The sequence below is a fragment of the Erythrobacter sp. THAF29 genome (genome assembly GCF_009363635.1).
Taxonomy (GTDB): domain Bacteria; phylum Pseudomonadota; class Alphaproteobacteria; order Sphingomonadales; family Sphingomonadaceae; genus Erythrobacter.
Genome location: NZ_CP045392.1, coordinates 246028 through 262990, shown reverse-complemented (window position 1 = coordinate 262990; position 16963 = coordinate 246028). Strand labels below are relative to the sequence as shown.

The following is a 16963-nucleotide window of genomic DNA, read 5'->3' as shown; positions in this document are numbered from 1 at the left end:
TTTCTCGCTAGCGGACGCGCTCGATTGATTGAGCCAAACCATGACTGATCTGACACAACAGAAAGAGGCGGCGCTTGCCGCCATTGCCGATGCGGCCTCGCTCGATGCGCTCGAGGAGCAACGCCTCGAAGCGCTCGGCAAGAAGGGCTGGGTGAGCCTCGCGCTGAAGACGCTTGGCGGCATGAGCCCCGAAGAGCGGCAGGAAGCTGCGCCCGCGATCCAGGCCGTGCGCGCAGAAATCGCCGGAGCGATCGAAGCGAAAAGGGCCGAGCTCGAAACCGCCGAGCTCGAAGCGCAGCTGGCACGCGAGAAAATCGACCTCACCCTGCCCGCGCCCGATCTGCCGAAAGGTTCGATCCACCCGGTGAGCCAGGTGATGGACGAACTGGCGGAAATCTTCGCCGACCTCGGCTTCACTGTGGCGACCGGTCCCGAGATCGAGGACGACTGGCACAACTTCACCGCGCTCAACATGGATGAGAGTCATCCGGCGCGCGCGATGCACGACACGTTCTATTTCCCGGACAAGACCGCAGATGGCGGCGAGATCCTGCTGCGTACCCACACTTCGCCGGTGCAGATCCGCTCGATGCAGGCGGTCGCCAAGGCAAATCCGGGCGGTGCGCCGATGCGCCTGATCGCGCCGGGCCGCGTCTATCGCTCCGATAGCGATGCGACCCACACGCCGATGTTCCATCAGGTCGAAGGGCTGGTGATCGACCGCGATATCCATCTGGGCCATCTCAAATGGACGCTCGAAACTTTTCTCAAGGCGTTCTTCGAGCGCGACGATATCGTGCTGCGCTTGCGTCCTTCCTACTTCCCCTTCACCGAGCCGAGTGTCGAGGCTGACGTCGGCTATTCGAACGAGGGTGGCCGCCGCGTGGTCGGCGGCAATGGCGATGATCCGGGCCATGATTGGATGGAGTTGCTCGGCAGCGGCATGGTCAATCCGCGCGTCCTCGAAATGGGCGGGTTCGATCCCGACCAGTGGCAGGGCTTTGCCTGGGGGCTCGGCGTCGACCGGCTCGCGATGCTCAAATACGGAATGAATGACCTGCGCGCCTTCTTCGACGGCGACCCGCGCTGGCTTGCGCATTACGGGTTCGCTGCGGTCGACCAGCCGACACTCTCCGCTGGCGTGGGAGCGGGCGCATGAAGTTCTCCGTCACATGGCTGAAGGACCATCTGGAAACCGATGCGTCCTTGCAGGAAATCACCGATACGCTGAACGCGATCGGGCTCGAGATAGAGGGCGTCGAAGACCCTTCGGAGCGGCTCGCGGGCTTCACCGTCGCCAAGGTGTTGACGGCCGAGAAGCATCCCGATGCCGACAAGCTGCAGGTGCTCACGGTCGACACCGGTGAGGGCGATCCGCTGCAGGTCGTCTGTGGAGCGCCCAATGCGCGTGCGGGGATGAAAGGCGTGCTCGGCCAGGCGGGCGCAGTCGTTCCCTCCAACGGGATGGAGCTTCGCAAAAGCGCGATACGCGGGGTCGAATCGAACGGCATGATGTGCTCGGTGCGCGAGCTCGAGCTTGGCGAGGATCACGATGGCATCATCGAATTGCCGGACGACGCGCCGGTCGGCCACAGCTTTGCCGATTATCACGGTTCCTCGCCAGTGATCGACGTCGCCATCACACCAAACCGCCCTGATTGCATGGGGGTTTACGGCATTGCGCGCGACCTCGCGGCGGCAGGGCTCGGCACGCTGAAGCCGATCGCTTTCCCTGACTTCACCGCAGAGGGCGCATGCCCGGTTGAAATCCGCACTGACGATCCGGAAGGTTGCCCGGCATTCTTTGGCCGTGTCATCCGAGGCGTGAAGAACGGCCCTTCGCCGGACTGGCTCCAGCAGCGCCTCACAAGCGCGGGCCAGCGACCGATCTCGCTGCTGGTCGACCTTACGAACTATCTGATGCTCGCCTATGGTCGTCCGGCTCACGCCTATGACCTTGCCAAGCTCCACGGGGCGGTCGTCGCGCGGCGCGCCAAGCCGGGCGAGCAGGTACTGGCCTTGAACGAGAAAACCTATACGCTCGATGAGACAATGACGGTGATCGCGGACGACAAGGAAGTCCACGATATCGCCGGGATTATGGGCGGCGAGAATTCGGGTGTTCAGGACGAGACGACCGATGTGCTGCTCGAAATCGCCTATTTCAATCCGGCTCGCATCGGGGTGACTGGGCGGAAGCTGGGTCTGGCCTCGGATGCACGGACGCGGTTCGAGCGCGGTGTCGATCCGGCGTGGTTGCAGGAAGGTCTTGATCTTCTCACCGGGCTGATCGTCGAACTGGCTGGCGGACAGGCAAGCGAAGCCGTGCAGGCCGGTTCCCCGCCGAGTGAGCCCAAAGTGCTTCAGTTCGACACCGCGCGCATCGCGCGTCTCGGGGGCGTCGAAGTGCCAGAGGTGGAACAGCGGCGCATCCTGGAGAGCCTCGACTTCCAAGTGGACGACGACTGGCAGGTTACGTGCCCTCTGCGCCGCCATGACATCGAAGGTCCTGCCGATCTGGTCGAGGAAATCGTGCGCATCCACGGTCTCGACAAAGTTGCGAGCGTCGCGCTTCCGCGCGAGGAAGGCGTTGCCAAACCGACCGCCTCGCTCGAACAGGTGCTCGAGCGCAAGGTTCGCCGTGCTGCTGCCGCCATCGGTCTAAACGAGGCGATCACCTGGTCCTTCCTCCCGGAAGACGAGGCCGCCCATTTCAGCGCGACGGATGACCTTTGGAAGCTCGCCAACCCGATCAGCGAGGACATGAAGGTCATGCGCCCTTCGCTCATTCCGGGATTGCTCACGGCTGCCAGGCGCGCGGCGAAACGCGGCGCTTCCTCGAGCCGCCTGTTCGAGATCGGGCGACGCTATTTCCGCGCGAAGGACGGCCTCAGCGATGAACGCCCGACGCTCGGCGTGCTCCTGGCCGGTGAAAAGAAACCGCGCGGCTGGGCGACCGGCAAGGCGCAGGAATTCGACGCATTCGATGCCAAGGCGATCGCGCTCCACCTGCTCGAAATGGCGGGCGCGCCTGCCGACAAGCTGATGGTGATGGATCCGGTGGTCGAAGGCGAGGGCACCCAGTTCCACCCCGGCCAATCGGCGACGCTGCGGCTCGGCCCCAAGAACGTGCTTGCGCGCTTCGGCATGCTGCACCCGGCAACGCTCAAGGCATTCGATATCGAAGGTCCGGTCGCGGCGGTCGAGATTTTCCTCGATGCGATCCCGGCGAAAAAGACCGGCAAGGGCCCAAAGAGCTTTGCCCGGCCGACCTATGCGCCGCCCGCGCTCCAATCGGTGAAACGCGACTTTGCCTTCCTCGTGCCCGATACTTTGGCCGCTGCCGACCTGGTGCGCGCGGTCAGGGCTGCGGACAAGGTGAACATCGCCGATGTTCGCGTTTTCGACGTGTTCGCGGGCGAGGGCGTGCCCGAAGGCAGGAAATCGGTTGCCATCGAGGTAACGCTCCAGCCGCAGGAAAAGTCCTACAAGGACGCCGAGCTCAAGGCGATTTCGGGCGCGATTGTCGCTGCCGCGGCCAAGCAGGGGGCGGAGCTGCGCGGCTGACCGCCGGGCTTGCCAGGAACACCGATGTCGAACCGTCGCACATTCGCGATCATCTCGCACCCCGACGCGGGCAAGACCACGCTCACCGAAAAGCTTCTGCTGCAAGGCGGGGCGATCCATCTTGCCGGCGAGGTCAAGGCCCGCGGGCAAGCGCGGCGCGCGCGTTCGGACTGGATGAAGATCGAGCAACAGCGCGGTATCTCGGTCACATCGTCGGTTATGACCTTCGAAAAAGAGTATGACGGCGAGACGATCACCTTCAACTTGCTCGACACGCCGGGGCATGAAGACTTTTCCGAAGACACTTACCGGACGCTTACTGCGGTCGATTCCGCCGTCATGGTGATCGACGCGGCGAAGGGCATCGAGCCGCAGACGCGCAAGCTTTTCGAAGTGTGCCGCCTGCGCTCGGTCCCCATCATTACCTTCGTCAACAAGGTCGATCGCGAGGGCCGCGATCCGTTCGAAACGCTGGACGAAGTGGCGGACATGCTCGCGCTCGACGTATCGCCGCAAAGCTGGCCCATCGGCATGGGCGGCCAGTTCGAGGGCATCCTCGATTTCGGCACAGGCGAGGTCAGCCGGCCCGAAGGGGGCTCGAAAGAGTTTCTTGGCAAGCGCGATGCGAAGCCGGAGATTCCCGATAACTTCGCCGAGGAAGCCGAGCTGGCGCAGGTCGGCTATCCCGAATTCGACCTCGAGGCCTACCGCAATGGCGATTTGACGCCTGTCTATTTCGGATCGGCGCTCAAGAATTTCGGCGTCACCGAGCTGATCGATGCCATCGCCAAATACGCACCGCCGCCGCGCCCACAGCCTGCTGGGGACCAGAAGGTCACGCCTGACTACGATGAAGTCACCGGTTTCATTTTCAAGGTCCAGGCTAATATGGACCCGAACCACCGCGACCGCATCGCGTTCATGCGGCAGGTTTCGGGCACTTTCAAACGCGGCATGAAGCTCACACCCAGTGGGCTGGGCAAGCCGATCGCGATCCATTCGCCGATCTTGTTCTTCGCGCAGGACCGCGAGATCGCCGACACAGCAGAAGCTGGCGACATTATCGGCATTCCCAATCACGGGACGCTGCGGGTAGGCGATACGTTGTCGGAGAAAGACCAGCTGCGCTTCACCGGCCTGCCCAATTTCGCGCCCGAAATCCTGCGCCGCGTGCAATTGAAGGATCCGACCAAGACCAAGCAGCTCCGCAAGGCGCTGGATGATCTCTCCGAAGAAGGCGTGATCCAGGTGTTCTATCCCGAGATTGGAGCGAACCACATAATAGGCGTCGTGGGACAGCTGCAGCTGGACGTGCTGATCGCGCGGCTCGAGGCCGAATACAAGGTCGAGGCCGGGCTCGAAGCTTCGCCCTTCGCAACCGCGCGCTGGATCAAGGGCGACGAAAAGGCACTTGCCGAATTCGAAAGCTTCAACCGCGCCAATCTAGCCAAGGACCGCGATGGAGATCTCGTCTTCATGGCCAAGAGCCCGTGGGACGTGAACTATCAGGTCGAGAAAAACCCTGAGCTGACCTTTTCTGCCACCAAGGAAAGGTAGGCTTGCGGGAAAGGGCCGTTCGCGGCAAAGCCTCCCGCATGAACGGATCAGGTCCCACTTCCCAAAGCTTCATTTCGCAGCGCCTCAAGCTCAATTACGAGGATTGGGGCGGGCCAGGAGACAAGAACTCCAAGCCGCCGCTCGTGCTCGTACATGGCGGGCGCGACCATGCGCGCAGCTGGGACTGGACCGCCGAGGCACTGCGCGACGAATACCACGTCATTGCGATGGACCACCGCGGCCACGGTGACAGCGACTGGGTGTCCGACGGCAATTACTCCGCCGGCGACATGGTCTATGATCTTGCGCAATTGATCCACCAGCTCGGCGTCGGCCCGGTGCGCATCGTGGCCCATTCGATGGGTGGCAACGTCGCACTGCGCTATGCCGGGATGTTTCCCGACATGGTGACCAAGCTCGTGGCCATCGAAGGCCTAGGCCCTTCGCCGGAATGGAAGGAAAAGCAACGCGCCACCCCCTATCCCGAGCGGATGCGCAAGTGGATTGAAAAGAAGCGCGCTGCTGCCGGTCGCACTCCGCGCAAGTACGAAAGCATCGAGGCAGCCTTTGCGCGGATGATCGAGGAAAACTCCTACCTCACCGAGGACCAGGCGCGGCACCTCACCGTCCACGGTGTCAACCGGAACGAGGACGGTACCTATAGCTGGAAGTTCGACCCGCATCTCAATGTCTGGGGCGTCGAAGATGTTGCCGACGAATTCCTGGAAGCGACTTGGGCTGCGATCGAGTGCCCGACACTGTTGCTTTACGGTGCGGACAGTTGGGCCTCGAACCCCGAAAAGGACGGGCGGCTCAAACACTTCAGCACTGCAAAAGTCATCGAGTTCGACAAGGCCGGGCACTGGCTCCATCACGACCAGTTCGATAGGTTCATCGCCACCTTGCGCGACTTCCTCTAACTTTGACGGAGAAACCCGATGGCTGACTTCACCGATGCGCTCACAGAAAAACACGTGGCGATGATCGAGAAGCAGCCGGTTTTCTTCGTCGCCACCGCCGCTACCGACGGGCGGATCAACCTGAGCCCCAAGGGCTATGATGCCTTTCGCGTGCTCTCGCCAACCCGTGTCGCCTATCTCGATCTCGGCGGATCGGGTAACGAGACCCACGCGCATCTCGCCCAGGACGGGCGCATAACAATCATGTTCTGCAATTTCGACCGGCCCGCGCTGATCGTGCGCCTCTACGGAACGGGTAAGCCTGTCCTTCCGCAGGACGAAGGCTGGGACGAACTCGCCGCCCACTTCACCTTGATGCCCGGCACGCGGCAGATCTTCGATATCAAAGTTGAGAGCGTCCAGTCCTCCTGCGGCTGGGGCGTGCCGTTCATGCGCCTCGAGGGCGAGCGCGAGACATTGAAGAAAGCGCACCGTCAGTCCGATCCTGCCGAATGGGAGGAAAAGATGGCCGGTCGGACGACCAGCATCGACGGCCTGCCGACCCGCGCGACCGATCGTTACATTGCGGGCGTTTGAGGATCTGGCGGCGGAATGGAACTGACATTCGCCACCTACAACATCCACAAGGCTATCGGTCTCGACAGGAGGCGTGATCCCGAACGCATCATCGCGGTGCTGCGTGAGGTCGATGCGGACATCATTGCCTTGCAAGAAGCAGACAGGCGCTTTGGCGAGCGTGAAAGCGTTATCCCGCGCGCATTGCTCGATGATACCCATTGGCGCGCGCTACCGGTCGCACGGCGTCGTCGCAGTCTTGGCTGGCATGGCAACGCTTTGCTTGTGCGGCGCGATATCGACGTCACCGCCGCCGAACCGCTCGACCTTCCGACACTTGAACCGAGAGGAGCCGTGATTGCCGAGCTGGAGGTTGAAGGCCGTCCGATGCGGATCGTCGGCACGCATCTCGACCTTTCGGGCCTGCGCCGCCGCGATCAGGTGCGCGCTCTGATCCGGACCTGCGCAAAGCGCACGCGCCTTCCCACCGTTCTGATGGGCGATTTCAACCAGTGGGGCCGGATGACAGGCGCGATGCGCGAATTCGGCATGAGGTGGCAACAGCTTGCGCCGGGCCCGAGTTACCCGGCGCGTCGACCGATCGCGCGGCTCGACCGGATCGTAACGACGCCGAACTGGGCCTATATCGAAGGCGGCGTTCACCACAGCAACCTCTCGGCAGTCGCTTCCGACCATTTGCCGGTCTGGGCAAAATTGGCACTCGACTAGCGCCGCGCTGCCCAATAAATAATCAAAAGATTAAAATTTAGGCACGTGAATTGTGCAGGTGCGAAAGAATGTGCCCCATTCCGCCGCGTAAAGCTACCTGCGCCAAAGTGGCACGGCTCTTGCTGACCTGAGCACATCGGGAAAAGCCCGGTGAGCCAAAGGGGGCACGGATGAAGTTCATCATCGCCATTATAAAACCGTTCAAGCTCGATGAAGTCCGCGAAGCGCTGGGCGCCATCGGGGTCGCCGGGATGACCGTTTCCGAGGTCAAGGGTTTCGGTCGCCAGAAGGGCCAGACCGAAATCTACCGCGGTGCGGAATACTCGACAAACATGCTTCCGAAAGTGAAGCTCGAAATCGCGGTGAGCGACGATATCGCCGCTCAGGTCGTCGAGACAATCCAGCAAACCGCCAACACCGAAGCCATCGGCGACGGCAAGATTTTCGTGCTCGATCTCGCATCGGCCACCCGCATTCGCACCGGCGAATCCGGCGAAACAGCGCTTTGAGGGGGACACCCATGATCCGTAATCTTATGACCGGAGCAGGTGCGCTTGGTGCCTCGCTCCTCGTATCGACAGCAGCTTTCGCTCAGGAGGCTGCCGAGACGGCACCTTCCGTTCCCAATCCCGGCAACAACGCATGGATGATGACCGCGACGGTTCTCGTCCTCTTGATGATCCTGCCTGGCCTTGCACTGTTTTATGGCGGCCTCACCCGCGCCAAGAACATGCTTTCGACCATGACGCAGATCGGCGCGACCGCATCGCTCGCCATGTTGGTCTGGGTAATGTGGGGCTATTCCACCGCATTTGGTCCGGAGGGCAATGCATTTTTCAGCTGGGGCGTCCCGTTCTTGCAGGGGATCGACGCGAACAGCACCGCTGCGACCTTCACCGATGAGGTCATCAGTGAATATGTCTTCATCAGCTTCCAGATGACTTTCGCCGCGATCACCGCCGCACTGATCCTCGGTGCGACCGCCGAGCGTATGAAGTTCAGCGCGGTGATGGCTTTCGTCCCGATCTGGCTGACCATCGTCTATTTCCCGATCGCACACATGGTCTGGGCGGGCGGCGGTCTGTTGTTCGAAGACGGAGCGCTCGATTTTGCGGGCGGCACCGTGGTCCACATCAACGCAGGTGTCTCGGGCCTCGTCCTCGCCTTCTTGCTGGGCAAGCGTCGTGGCTATCCGGCAGAGCCGATGCCGCCGCACTCGATGACCCTGACCATGGTCGGCACGGGTCTCCTGTGGGTTGGCTGGTTCGGGTTCAATGCAGGTTCCGCACTCGAGGCTGACGCTTCTGCAGGCCTTGCCATGATCAACACCTTCGTCGCCACTGCCGCAGGTGCGCTCACCTGGATGGTGATCGAACGTATGGCTGGTCACAAGGGATCCGCGCTCGGCTTCTGTTCGGGCGTTATCGCCGGCCTCGTCGCCGTCACCCCTGCGGCTGGTAACAGCGGTCCGTTCGGCGCGATCCTTCTCGGCATTGCTTCGGCGGTCATCTGCTACTTCTTCGTGGCCAAGGTGAAAACGAAACTCGGCTACGACGACTCGCTTGACGCCTTCGGCATTCACGGCGTTGGCGGGATCGTCGGTGCGATTGGCACCGGTATCGTCTACCAGTCGTTCCTCGGTGGACCGGCTGGAGAGGACGCAGCCTCGCTCGGCGCGCAGCTCTGGACCCAGACCTTCGGTGTACTCGTGACCATTGCATGGGCCGGTATCGGCACACTGGTTGCGGCTTACGCGGTCAAACTCACGATCGGCCTCCGTGTCGAAGAAGAGGTCGAAGTCGACGGGCTCGACATCTCCGAACACGGAGAGCGCGCCTACAACTGATCACCAAGCTTGGCGGGGGACACTCTCTCCTCTCTCCCCCGTTCCCCGCCTCAATCCGTTCCTCCTGCGAACGAACAGACTCGAATGGGCCGGAGCGGCATTCCCGCTTCGGCCCCTTTTTTGCCTGATGGCCCATGTTGCGGGCGGGTTACACAGAATTGCAAAAAACGCATTGCCATCCAGCGAGGTTCTTGCGTTTGGGCGAATAGAGGATTCAATTCTTCGCGATCGGGTCAAAAGGCCCGTAACTAGGAGAGAATTGATGCGAACTAATACCCCAAGTTGGCTCGCTCCAGTCCGTCTGCGCCATGTACTGCTTGCAGGTTGCGCTTTCGCACTGGGCACCGCTCCGGCGCTGGCGCAGGATGAGGAAGGAGGTTCTCAGGAACAGACCCGGACAACCGGCAACGTCATCGTGGTGACCGCGACCAAGCGCGATACAACGATCCAGGATACCCCGTTCTCGATCAGCGCGCTGACGGCCGAAGATATCCAGAAATCGGGTGCCACCAACCTCGAAGACATTTCGCGCAATGTCGCGGGCCTTTCGGTTCAGAACCTCGGGCCGGGACAAAGCCAGGTTTCGGTTCGCGGCGTATCGGCCGGACAGGTCGTGCGCGACCAGCCTGGCGTGAAGGAGCAGGTCGGCGTCTATCTGGATGAATCGGTGATCTCGCTCTCGCTCTTCACCCCGGATCTCGACCTGTTCGACCTCAACCGTGTCGAAACCCTGCGCGGACCGCAGGGCACGCTGTTCGGTTCGGGTAGCGTTGGCGGCACGATCCGCTACATCACCAACCAGCCGACCCTCGGCGTGACCGAGGGCGCTTTCGAAGCCAACGTCAATGTCGTCGATGGCGGCGATGTGGGCTGGCACACGAAAGGTGCGGTCAACCTCCCGCTCGGCGAAAACGGCGCAGTCCGCGCGGTCGGTTACTACACGCAATACGCGGGCTTCATCGATGCGCTCGGCCCGGGCGGCGGCGAGAACATCAATGGCGGCGAACGCTATGGCGGCCGGATCGCAGCGACGCTCGACACCGGCGAGGGCTTCAGCATCACGCCGCGCATCGTCTACCAGAAGGTCGAGGCCGACGGTTTCAACCGGCAGGAAATCTTCAACCTGTTCGCCAATCCCTTCACCACGACGCGTCCACCGATCCAGCTTGGCGAGCGCGAGCAGTTCCTGCTGTTGCAGGAGGCGTTCGAGGATGAAACCTTCATCGCCGATGTAGTGGTTGAAGCGGACTTTGGCGGTGTGACATTGACCGGCGTCAGCTCTTACATCAATCGCGACATCCTCGTGAGCCGCGATGCGAGCGCGCTGACGGGATCGGTCTCGGTCGATCTCGGCTACCCCGAGGCCGCCGTTCTGCTGCCATCGAACCTGCGGGACACGACCGATCTGGAAACGTTCAGCCAGGAACTGCGGCTTGCCTCGGACACCGATGGGCCGCTGCAATGGCTGGTCGGGATTTTCTACTCCGAAGTCGACCGCGTCTATGCGCAGCGCCTGCCCACACCGGGCTATGCGGCAGCGACGGATGCGACGCTTGGCGCGGGTACATCGGCGGCAGTCGCGAATGGATTCCCGGATCTTGATTCGCCGTTCAATTCGGACCTGCCTTACGACATCTCGCAATTCGCGGTGTTCGGCGAGGCGAGCTTCGACATCACCGATGCGCTGACCTTTACGGCGGGCGGCCGGTATTACGACTTCGAGGAAACCCGCACGATCACCACCGGCGGCCTGTTCGCCAACGGCGATAGCGGCGTGGTCGACACGACGTCTTCGGACGGGTTCACGCCGCGCTTCCTCCTGAGCTACGAGGTGACGCCAGACATCACGATAAACGCTCAGGCCTCGCAGGGCTTCCGCCTTGGCGGGGTGAACGATCCGCTCAACGTTCCGCTCTGTAATGCGCAGGATCTTGCGCTGTTTGGCGGCTTCCAGGACTATGACGACGAGACGCTGTGGAACTACGAGCTCGGCGTAAAAACGCAGGGCAACGGTTTCACGTTCAACGCCGCAGGTTTCTACAACGACATCAGCGACCTGCAGGTGACGCTGGACGCCGGTAGCTGCTCTTCGCGGATCGTCTTTAACGTCCCCGAAGCGCATTCGCTGGGCATTGAGGCGGAACTCGGCCTGAACCCGGCGCCGGGACTCAACTTCAACCTGTCGGGCAGCTGGATCGAGGCCGAATTCGACACCACGCTTCCGGGCGCGTTAGCAGGCGCGACCGGTATCCGCGAAGGCAATCGCTTGCCATCGGTGCCGGAATTCCAGCTATCGGCAAGCGGTAGCTATGAATTCCCGATCTCGGATGGCGCGGATGCATTCCTTGCGGCCTCGTTCACCCATGTCGGTTCGCGCTTTACCCAACCGGCCGACCAGGAGGATAATCCGCGCACCTTCGTTTCGGGCCTGCCATTCGGCGGGGCTCCTGGAACGGATGCGGTGGTGGTCGATCTGCTCCTGCCCGACTACCAGCTGGTCAACATCAGCGCGGGCGTCGATTTCGAGAATGGGCTGAGCCTGGTGATCTACGCCAACAACGTGCTCGACGAGAATGCGCTGCTGTCGTTCGACCGTGAGCGCGGCGGGCGCGCGAGGCTGGGTTACCGCATCGGGCAGCCGCGCACCTTTGGCGCGACGGCGCGTTTCGAATTCTAGGAAATTCCCAAACCGACAAAGAAGGGCCGGGGCAAATTGCTCCGGCCCTTTTTATTTGCCGATCGGTCTATTCTGCTGCCTTGATGAAATCTGCGCAGCGCTCGCCGATCATAATGCTCGGAGCATTGGTGTTGCCGCTGACGATTTTGGGCATGATGCTCGCATCGGCAATCCAGAGGCCATCGACACCGCGCGCCTTCAGTGTTGGATCGACCACGCTGTCCTCGTCCCCGCCCATCCTGCAGGTTCCGACCGGGTGATACACCGTGTCGGCGCGGTTGCGGATGAGTGCGTCCAGAGCCGCATCGTCATTCAGGTCGATTGGATGGCGGTCGGTCGGGCCATAGGCTTGCAGCGGCGGCGCGTCGGCGATCCGGTGCGACAGGCGCACGCCCCGGCGCAGCACTTCGATATCGCGATCGTCGTCGAGGAAGTTGGGGTCGATGACCGGTGCATCGGATGCCTCGTTCGATCCCAGCCGCACGCTCCCCCTGCTTTCGGGTCGGAGCACGCAAGCGTGGAGCGAGAACCCGTAGCCTTTCACATTCTCGCGGCCATGATCCTCGAGCACGGCGGGGACGAAATGCCATTGCACATCTGGCGCGGGAGCATCTTCCATCACGGTCCAGAACCCGCCCGCCTCGGCGTAACAGGTGGTCATCGCGCCGGTGCGCTTGCGGCGGTGTTCCAGGATCGCGCCAGCCATCTTCAGCGTACCTTTGATCGTGCCCCCGATGGGGACGTCGGACTCGGTCTGCCAGCCGGAGACGTAGTCGATGTGGTCCTGGAGGTTTGCGCCAACCGCAGGCTTGTCGAGGACGACTTCTATACCGTGCTCCTTCAGGTGCTCAGCCGGACCGATACCCGACAGCATCAGGATTTGCGGCGAGTTGAACGCGCCTGCGGAGAGGATCACGCCCTTCTTGGCGTAGATCATTTCCGAGCGGCGGCCACGCCGGACCTTAACCCCGGTTACGCGCGCGCCTTCGATCACAAGCTTTTCGACCAGCGTCTTGGTGCGAACCGCGAAATTGCCCTGTTCGCGGATCGGCTCCACATAGGCACGTGCGGCGGACCAGCGCTCGCCATCTTTCTGTGTCACCTGGTACATGCCGAAACCGGCCTGTTCTTCGCCATTGAAATCATTTGTGGTGCGAAGTTGCAGTGCCGCCGCGCTATCCACGAACGCATGGCTGGTGGGGTTGGGCGATCGCTGGTCCGAGACGAACAGTGGCCCGCCATCCCCATGATAATCATCCGCCCCGCGCTCGTTCGCTTCTGATTTGCGGAAATAGGGAAGCACGTCTTCATAGGCCCAGCCGGTGCAGCCCATCGCCGCCCAGTTGTCGTAGTCCCATTTGTTGCCGCGGATATAGACCATCGCGTTGATCGCAGAGGAGCCGCCAAGCCCCTTGCCACGCGGCTGGTATCCGATCCGACCGTACAATCCCTTTTGTGGGACGGTGTCGTATTTGTAATTCGAGGAGTTTCGGATGAAAGGCATAAAGCCCGGCGTTTTGATGAGGACGTTATCGTTGCGTCCGCCTGCCTCGATCAGGCAGACCCGGCGCGTGCCATCCACTGCGAGCCGCCCTGCAACGGCACTTCCGCCACTGCCGCCACCGATGACCACATAATCGAAACTTTCCATGCTCTCTCCTCTGGGGAGAAAGGATTAGGCAGCTTCTTCGGTTCCCGCAATCGGGTTTCGGCTCGCAACCGAATTCGCTTGCGATACCTGTCCGGTGCGTTCGCGCCAACGTTCGCGGATCGTATCGGAGGTGTCGCGCGAGCCGTCATGGCTCCAGCCGGGTTCGCGCAGCAGGTAGGAAAGCTTGTGCTTCCAAGGAGCGCGCCAGATGTCGGATATCATCCCTATCCATTCGTGGAACACCGCCCACAGAAGACTGAAGCTGCCCAACTGCTTGATGATCCCGTAGCGGATCTGCTCCTCGTCGGTCTCGGGCTCGAACGTGCCGAACATCTTGTCCCAGACGATGAAGACGCCGGCATAATTGCGATCGAGATAGCGCGGATTGGTTGCGTGGTGCACGCGGTGGTGGCTGGGCGTGTTCATCACCGCCTCGAACCAGCGCGGCATCTTGCCTATCGCCTCGGTGTGGATCCAGAACTGGTAGACGAGATTAATGCCGCCGCAGATCGCGATCATGGCCGGGTGGAAGCCAAGGAGCACCAGCGGCAGCGCAAACAGGAAGCCGAAGGTGAACGCCCCGGTCCAGGTCTGGCGGAGTGCGGTCGAAAGATTGTAGTGCTGGCTGGAATGGTGGTTCACATGCGCTGCCCACATCCAGCGAATGCGATGGCCTGCGCGGTGGACCCAGTAATATTTGAGGTCGTCCAGCACGAAGCACAGCGGCCACGCCCACCAGACCTTCCACCACTCAGGACCGAAATCGAAAATCCGGTATTCGTATGCTTCGATGAAGAGATAGAGCGCGAACCCGCCGAACAGCGCACCTGCGACTGTCGAACCGAGGCCAAAGGCAAGGCTCACGAGGGTGTCTTTCGGTTCATATGCCTCTGGCCGCTTGAACCTTGCCCAGACCATCTCCGCCAGCACGGCGAGGACGAAGAAAGGTACGGCAATCTCTGTCGGCGAAAAGTCAGGCATCGCGGTTCTTATCTAGTGCATTGATCGCGTCTGCCCAAGATGCAGCATCTCGCGCATTGAGCGAAACCGAACCGAAGCGCGCTTCTCCGGTCGCGACTTCGATTTTCTCGCCGTTGACGGTGGCGCTCGCAGCATGTGCCAAAATGCGGCCTGCGAACCGGTTGCCGTGGCGCTTGATCACCATGATCCGCCCGCTCGCGTCGCGCAGCAAGGCAGCTGCACCGTCCTTGCCGAGCGCAATCTCGACCGGCTCGTAGCCGTCCCACACCTCGCCAGCTGCGCGCGCGGCATCCGCTTCGCTGGCAAGCGTGGGCGACCCGCCCAGCTTCATCCACCGCGCCATTCCGGCGAGCACGAAAATTGCTACGAGCGAACCGGCGAAAATCAGGATTTGTGGGTCGACATCCATCGTGAAGTGGGGATTGGCACGGGGCGCACTTTGCGGCAAGCATGTGCGCCAAGGAGATCACGATGAAATTGCCCAAGCCCCCAATCGCCGCAGTGGCTCTTGCCGCGCTGGCATTTGGTTCCGCGCCGCTCACCGCAGACAACCATTCGATTGCAGGCGTCGATCCCGTTGCATTCGTCACTGCCGATGCCGACCGCACGGCGCGTGTTGCGCAGCAGCTTTGGGACTATGCCGAGCTTGGCTATCTCGAAACGCGCTCGACCGATCTGTTGCAAGGGGAGCTCGCTTCCGAGGGATTCCGGATCGAGAAAGGCATCGCCGACATTCCGACAGCATTCGTCGCCGAATGGGGCGAAGGCGGTCCGGTGATCGCGATCCTCGCCGAAATGGACGCGCTTCCCGGCATCAACCAGTCGGCATCGGCCAGTCGCGACCCGGTTCAAGGCAAGCATGCAGGGCACGCCTGCGGCCACAACCTGTTCGGCGCGGGCTCATTGACCGCGGCCATCGCGGTCAAAAAGTGGCTCGAGGAAACCGGCACTCCCGGACGCATTCGGCTCTACGGTACGCCTGCCGAAGAGGGTGGCTCGGGCAAGGTCTATATGACGCGCGCAGGGCTTTTCGACGATGTCGATATCGCGATCCACTGGCATGCCGACGATGAAAACAGCGCAGCAGCGCGCACCAGCCTTGCCAATCGCTCGGCCAAGTTCCGTTTTACCGGCATTTCGGCACACGCGGCTGGTGCTCCCGAGCGAGGTCGCAGTGCTCTCGACGGGGCCGAGGCGATGAACATGATGGCGAACATGCTCCACGAGCACATGCCGCAGGATGCGCGCATGCATTATGTCATAACCAGCGGCGGCAATGCACCCAACGTCGTCCCCGATTTCGCCGAGAATTTCTATTACGTCCGTCACCCCGATCCCGACGGTGTCGAGGAAATCTGGGCGCGACTCGAGAATGCGGCGCGCGGCGCGGCGATGGGGACCGGCACCAAGGTCGAATGGGAAGTGATCCACGGCAACAATCCGCTGCTCGTGAACGAGACGCTCGCCAAGGTCATGGATGCGAAGCTGCGCAGCCTCGGAGGGATTACGTATAGCGACGAGGAGCGTGATTGGGCCGAGCAGTTGCAGGCTTCGCTCGGCGATGCTGCCAAGCCGCTGGAGGGCGCAGGGGAAATCCAGCCATACGAGAAAAACCTGGGCTACGGCTCCACCGATGTCGGAGATGTCTCGTGGGCGACCCCGACCGTGGGGGTGCGCACCGCGACCTGGGTTCCCGGCACCAGCGCACATAGCTGGCAGGCTGTTGCGGCGAGCGGCCACTCGATCGGCTACAAGGGCACCCAGCTTGCCGCCAAGGCGATGTCGTTGATGGCGGTCGAGCTTTTCACCAATCCGGAGCTTCGCGCGCAAGCCAGGGCGGAATTCGACGAGGCGCGTGGCGAGGACTACGAGTACCGCTCGCTGCTTGGCGACCGTGCGCCGCCGCTCGATTATCGGAAATAGGCGCGATCAGCGCGCGGCGAGCATATCGATCATTGGGCGGATCGGGGTGATATCGTACCCCGCCGCCGATGCTGCTTCGGCGATAGCATCGGGATCTTTGCCGCTTTTTGCCTGCGCCAGCGACCACAGGAAGGTCGATCGCGTGCCGGATCGGCAATAGGCAAGGACTTTGCCATCGGTCTTTCCCAGCGCGGCGATCATCTGGTCGACCTGCGGCTCGCTGAAGCCTGCATGGCCGATGGGGATCGCGACATAATCGATGCCGGCAGCTTTGGCGGCAGCCTCCACCTCATCGCCCTGCGGAGCGGATGGATCCTCGCCATCGGGCCGATTGTTGACGATCAGCGTGATCCCTTGGCTGCGCGCAGTTTCGATGTCGGAAAGCTCGATCTGCGGACTTGCCAACACCGATTCGGACAGCGGTCGAAAATTGCTCATCTTGCTCATTTCCTCGCTTGGTTCGGGCCGGTGCTAGGATGCGTGCAGACAAATGGCAAACCCCATGGTGACCCGCATTCTATTGGTAATGACCGATATTTGTCTTCGATCATCATGAA

14 protein-coding genes are annotated in these 16963 nt (G+C 62.0%); 10 read left to right on the top strand and 4 right to left on the bottom strand.

Features of this window, described 5'->3' with window-relative positions; genetic code table 11:
* The first annotated feature begins 40 nt into the window (after positions 1-40).
* From pheS to FIU90_RS01260, 9 genes are all read left to right on the top strand, one after another.
* Positions 41-1159, top strand: a complete 1119-nt coding sequence (pheS, locus tag FIU90_RS01300) for a phenylalanine--tRNA ligase subunit alpha (protein WP_152433135.1) — start codon at positions 41-43, stop codon at positions 1157-1159.
* On the top strand, positions 1156-3567 hold the full coding sequence (gene pheT, locus FIU90_RS01295; RefSeq protein ID WP_152433134.1) for a phenylalanine--tRNA ligase subunit beta: 2412 nt from the start codon (positions 1156-1158) through the stop codon (positions 3565-3567). The genes pheS and pheT overlap by 4 nt, the downstream gene beginning before the upstream one ends.
* Positions 3568-3591: 24 nt before the next feature.
* Positions 3592-5124, top strand: a complete 1533-nt coding sequence (locus tag FIU90_RS01290; RefSeq protein ID WP_152433133.1) for a peptide chain release factor 3 — start codon at positions 3592-3594, stop codon at positions 5122-5124.
* 38 nt (positions 5125-5162) lie between these two features.
* Complete coding sequence (locus FIU90_RS01285) at positions 5163-6044, top strand: alpha/beta fold hydrolase (protein WP_152433132.1); 882 nt, start codon at positions 5163-5165, stop codon at positions 6042-6044.
* A gap of 18 nt (positions 6045-6062) precedes the next feature.
* Positions 6063-6620, top strand: coding sequence for a pyridoxamine 5'-phosphate oxidase family protein (locus FIU90_RS01280; protein ID WP_152433131.1), 558 nt, complete (start codon positions 6063-6065; stop codon positions 6618-6620).
* 15 nt (positions 6621-6635) lie between these two features.
* Complete coding sequence (locus FIU90_RS01275) at positions 6636-7328, top strand: endonuclease/exonuclease/phosphatase family protein (protein WP_152433130.1); 693 nt, start codon at positions 6636-6638, stop codon at positions 7326-7328.
* Positions 7329-7498: 170 nt separating this feature from the next.
* Positions 7499-7837 (top strand): P-II family nitrogen regulator, encoded by a 339-nt coding sequence (locus tag FIU90_RS01270; RefSeq protein ID WP_152433129.1) that lies wholly within the window; start codon positions 7499-7501, stop codon positions 7835-7837.
* Between the two features lie 11 nt (positions 7838-7848).
* A complete protein-coding gene (locus tag FIU90_RS01265; protein ID WP_152433128.1) occupies positions 7849-9174 on the top strand; it encodes an ammonium transporter in 1326 nt (441 codons plus the stop codon).
* Positions 9175-9436: 262 nt separating this feature from the next.
* Complete coding sequence (locus FIU90_RS01260) at positions 9437-11851, top strand: TonB-dependent receptor (RefSeq protein WP_152433127.1); 2415 nt, start codon at positions 9437-9439, stop codon at positions 11849-11851.
* Between the two features lie 67 nt (positions 11852-11918).
* On the opposite strand, the gene FIU90_RS01255 is transcribed toward FIU90_RS01260, so the two are convergent.
* The 3 genes from FIU90_RS01255 to FIU90_RS01245 are packed head-to-tail and all read right to left on the bottom strand — an operon-like array spanning position 11919 to position 14931.
* Complete coding sequence (locus FIU90_RS01255) at positions 11919-13502, bottom strand: GMC family oxidoreductase (protein ID WP_152433126.1); 1584 nt, start codon at positions 13500-13502, stop codon at positions 11919-11921.
* Positions 13503-13526: 24 nt separating this feature from the next.
* Positions 13527-14483 (bottom strand): sterol desaturase family protein, encoded by a 957-nt coding sequence (locus FIU90_RS01250; RefSeq protein ID WP_152433125.1) that lies wholly within the window; start codon positions 14481-14483, stop codon positions 13527-13529.
* Positions 14476-14931 (bottom strand): hypothetical protein, encoded by a 456-nt coding sequence (locus tag FIU90_RS01245; RefSeq protein ID WP_152433124.1) that lies wholly within the window; start codon positions 14929-14931, stop codon positions 14476-14478. Before FIU90_RS01245 ends, FIU90_RS01250 begins: the two co-directional genes overlap by 8 nt.
* 23 nt (positions 14932-14954) lie before the next feature.
* Here FIU90_RS01245 and FIU90_RS01240 point away from each other — a divergent pair, with 23 nt between their 5' ends.
* Positions 14955-16406 (top strand): amidohydrolase, encoded by a 1452-nt coding sequence (locus tag FIU90_RS01240; protein ID WP_199799346.1) that lies wholly within the window; start codon positions 14955-14957, stop codon positions 16404-16406.
* Positions 16407-16412: 6 nt separating this feature from the next.
* Here FIU90_RS01240 and FIU90_RS01235 read toward each other — a convergent pair whose 3' ends face one another.
* On the bottom strand, positions 16413-16844 hold the full coding sequence (locus FIU90_RS01235) for a TIGR01244 family sulfur transferase (RefSeq protein WP_152433123.1): 432 nt from the start codon (positions 16842-16844) through the stop codon (positions 16413-16415).
* Positions 16845-16963 lie beyond the last annotated feature (119 nt).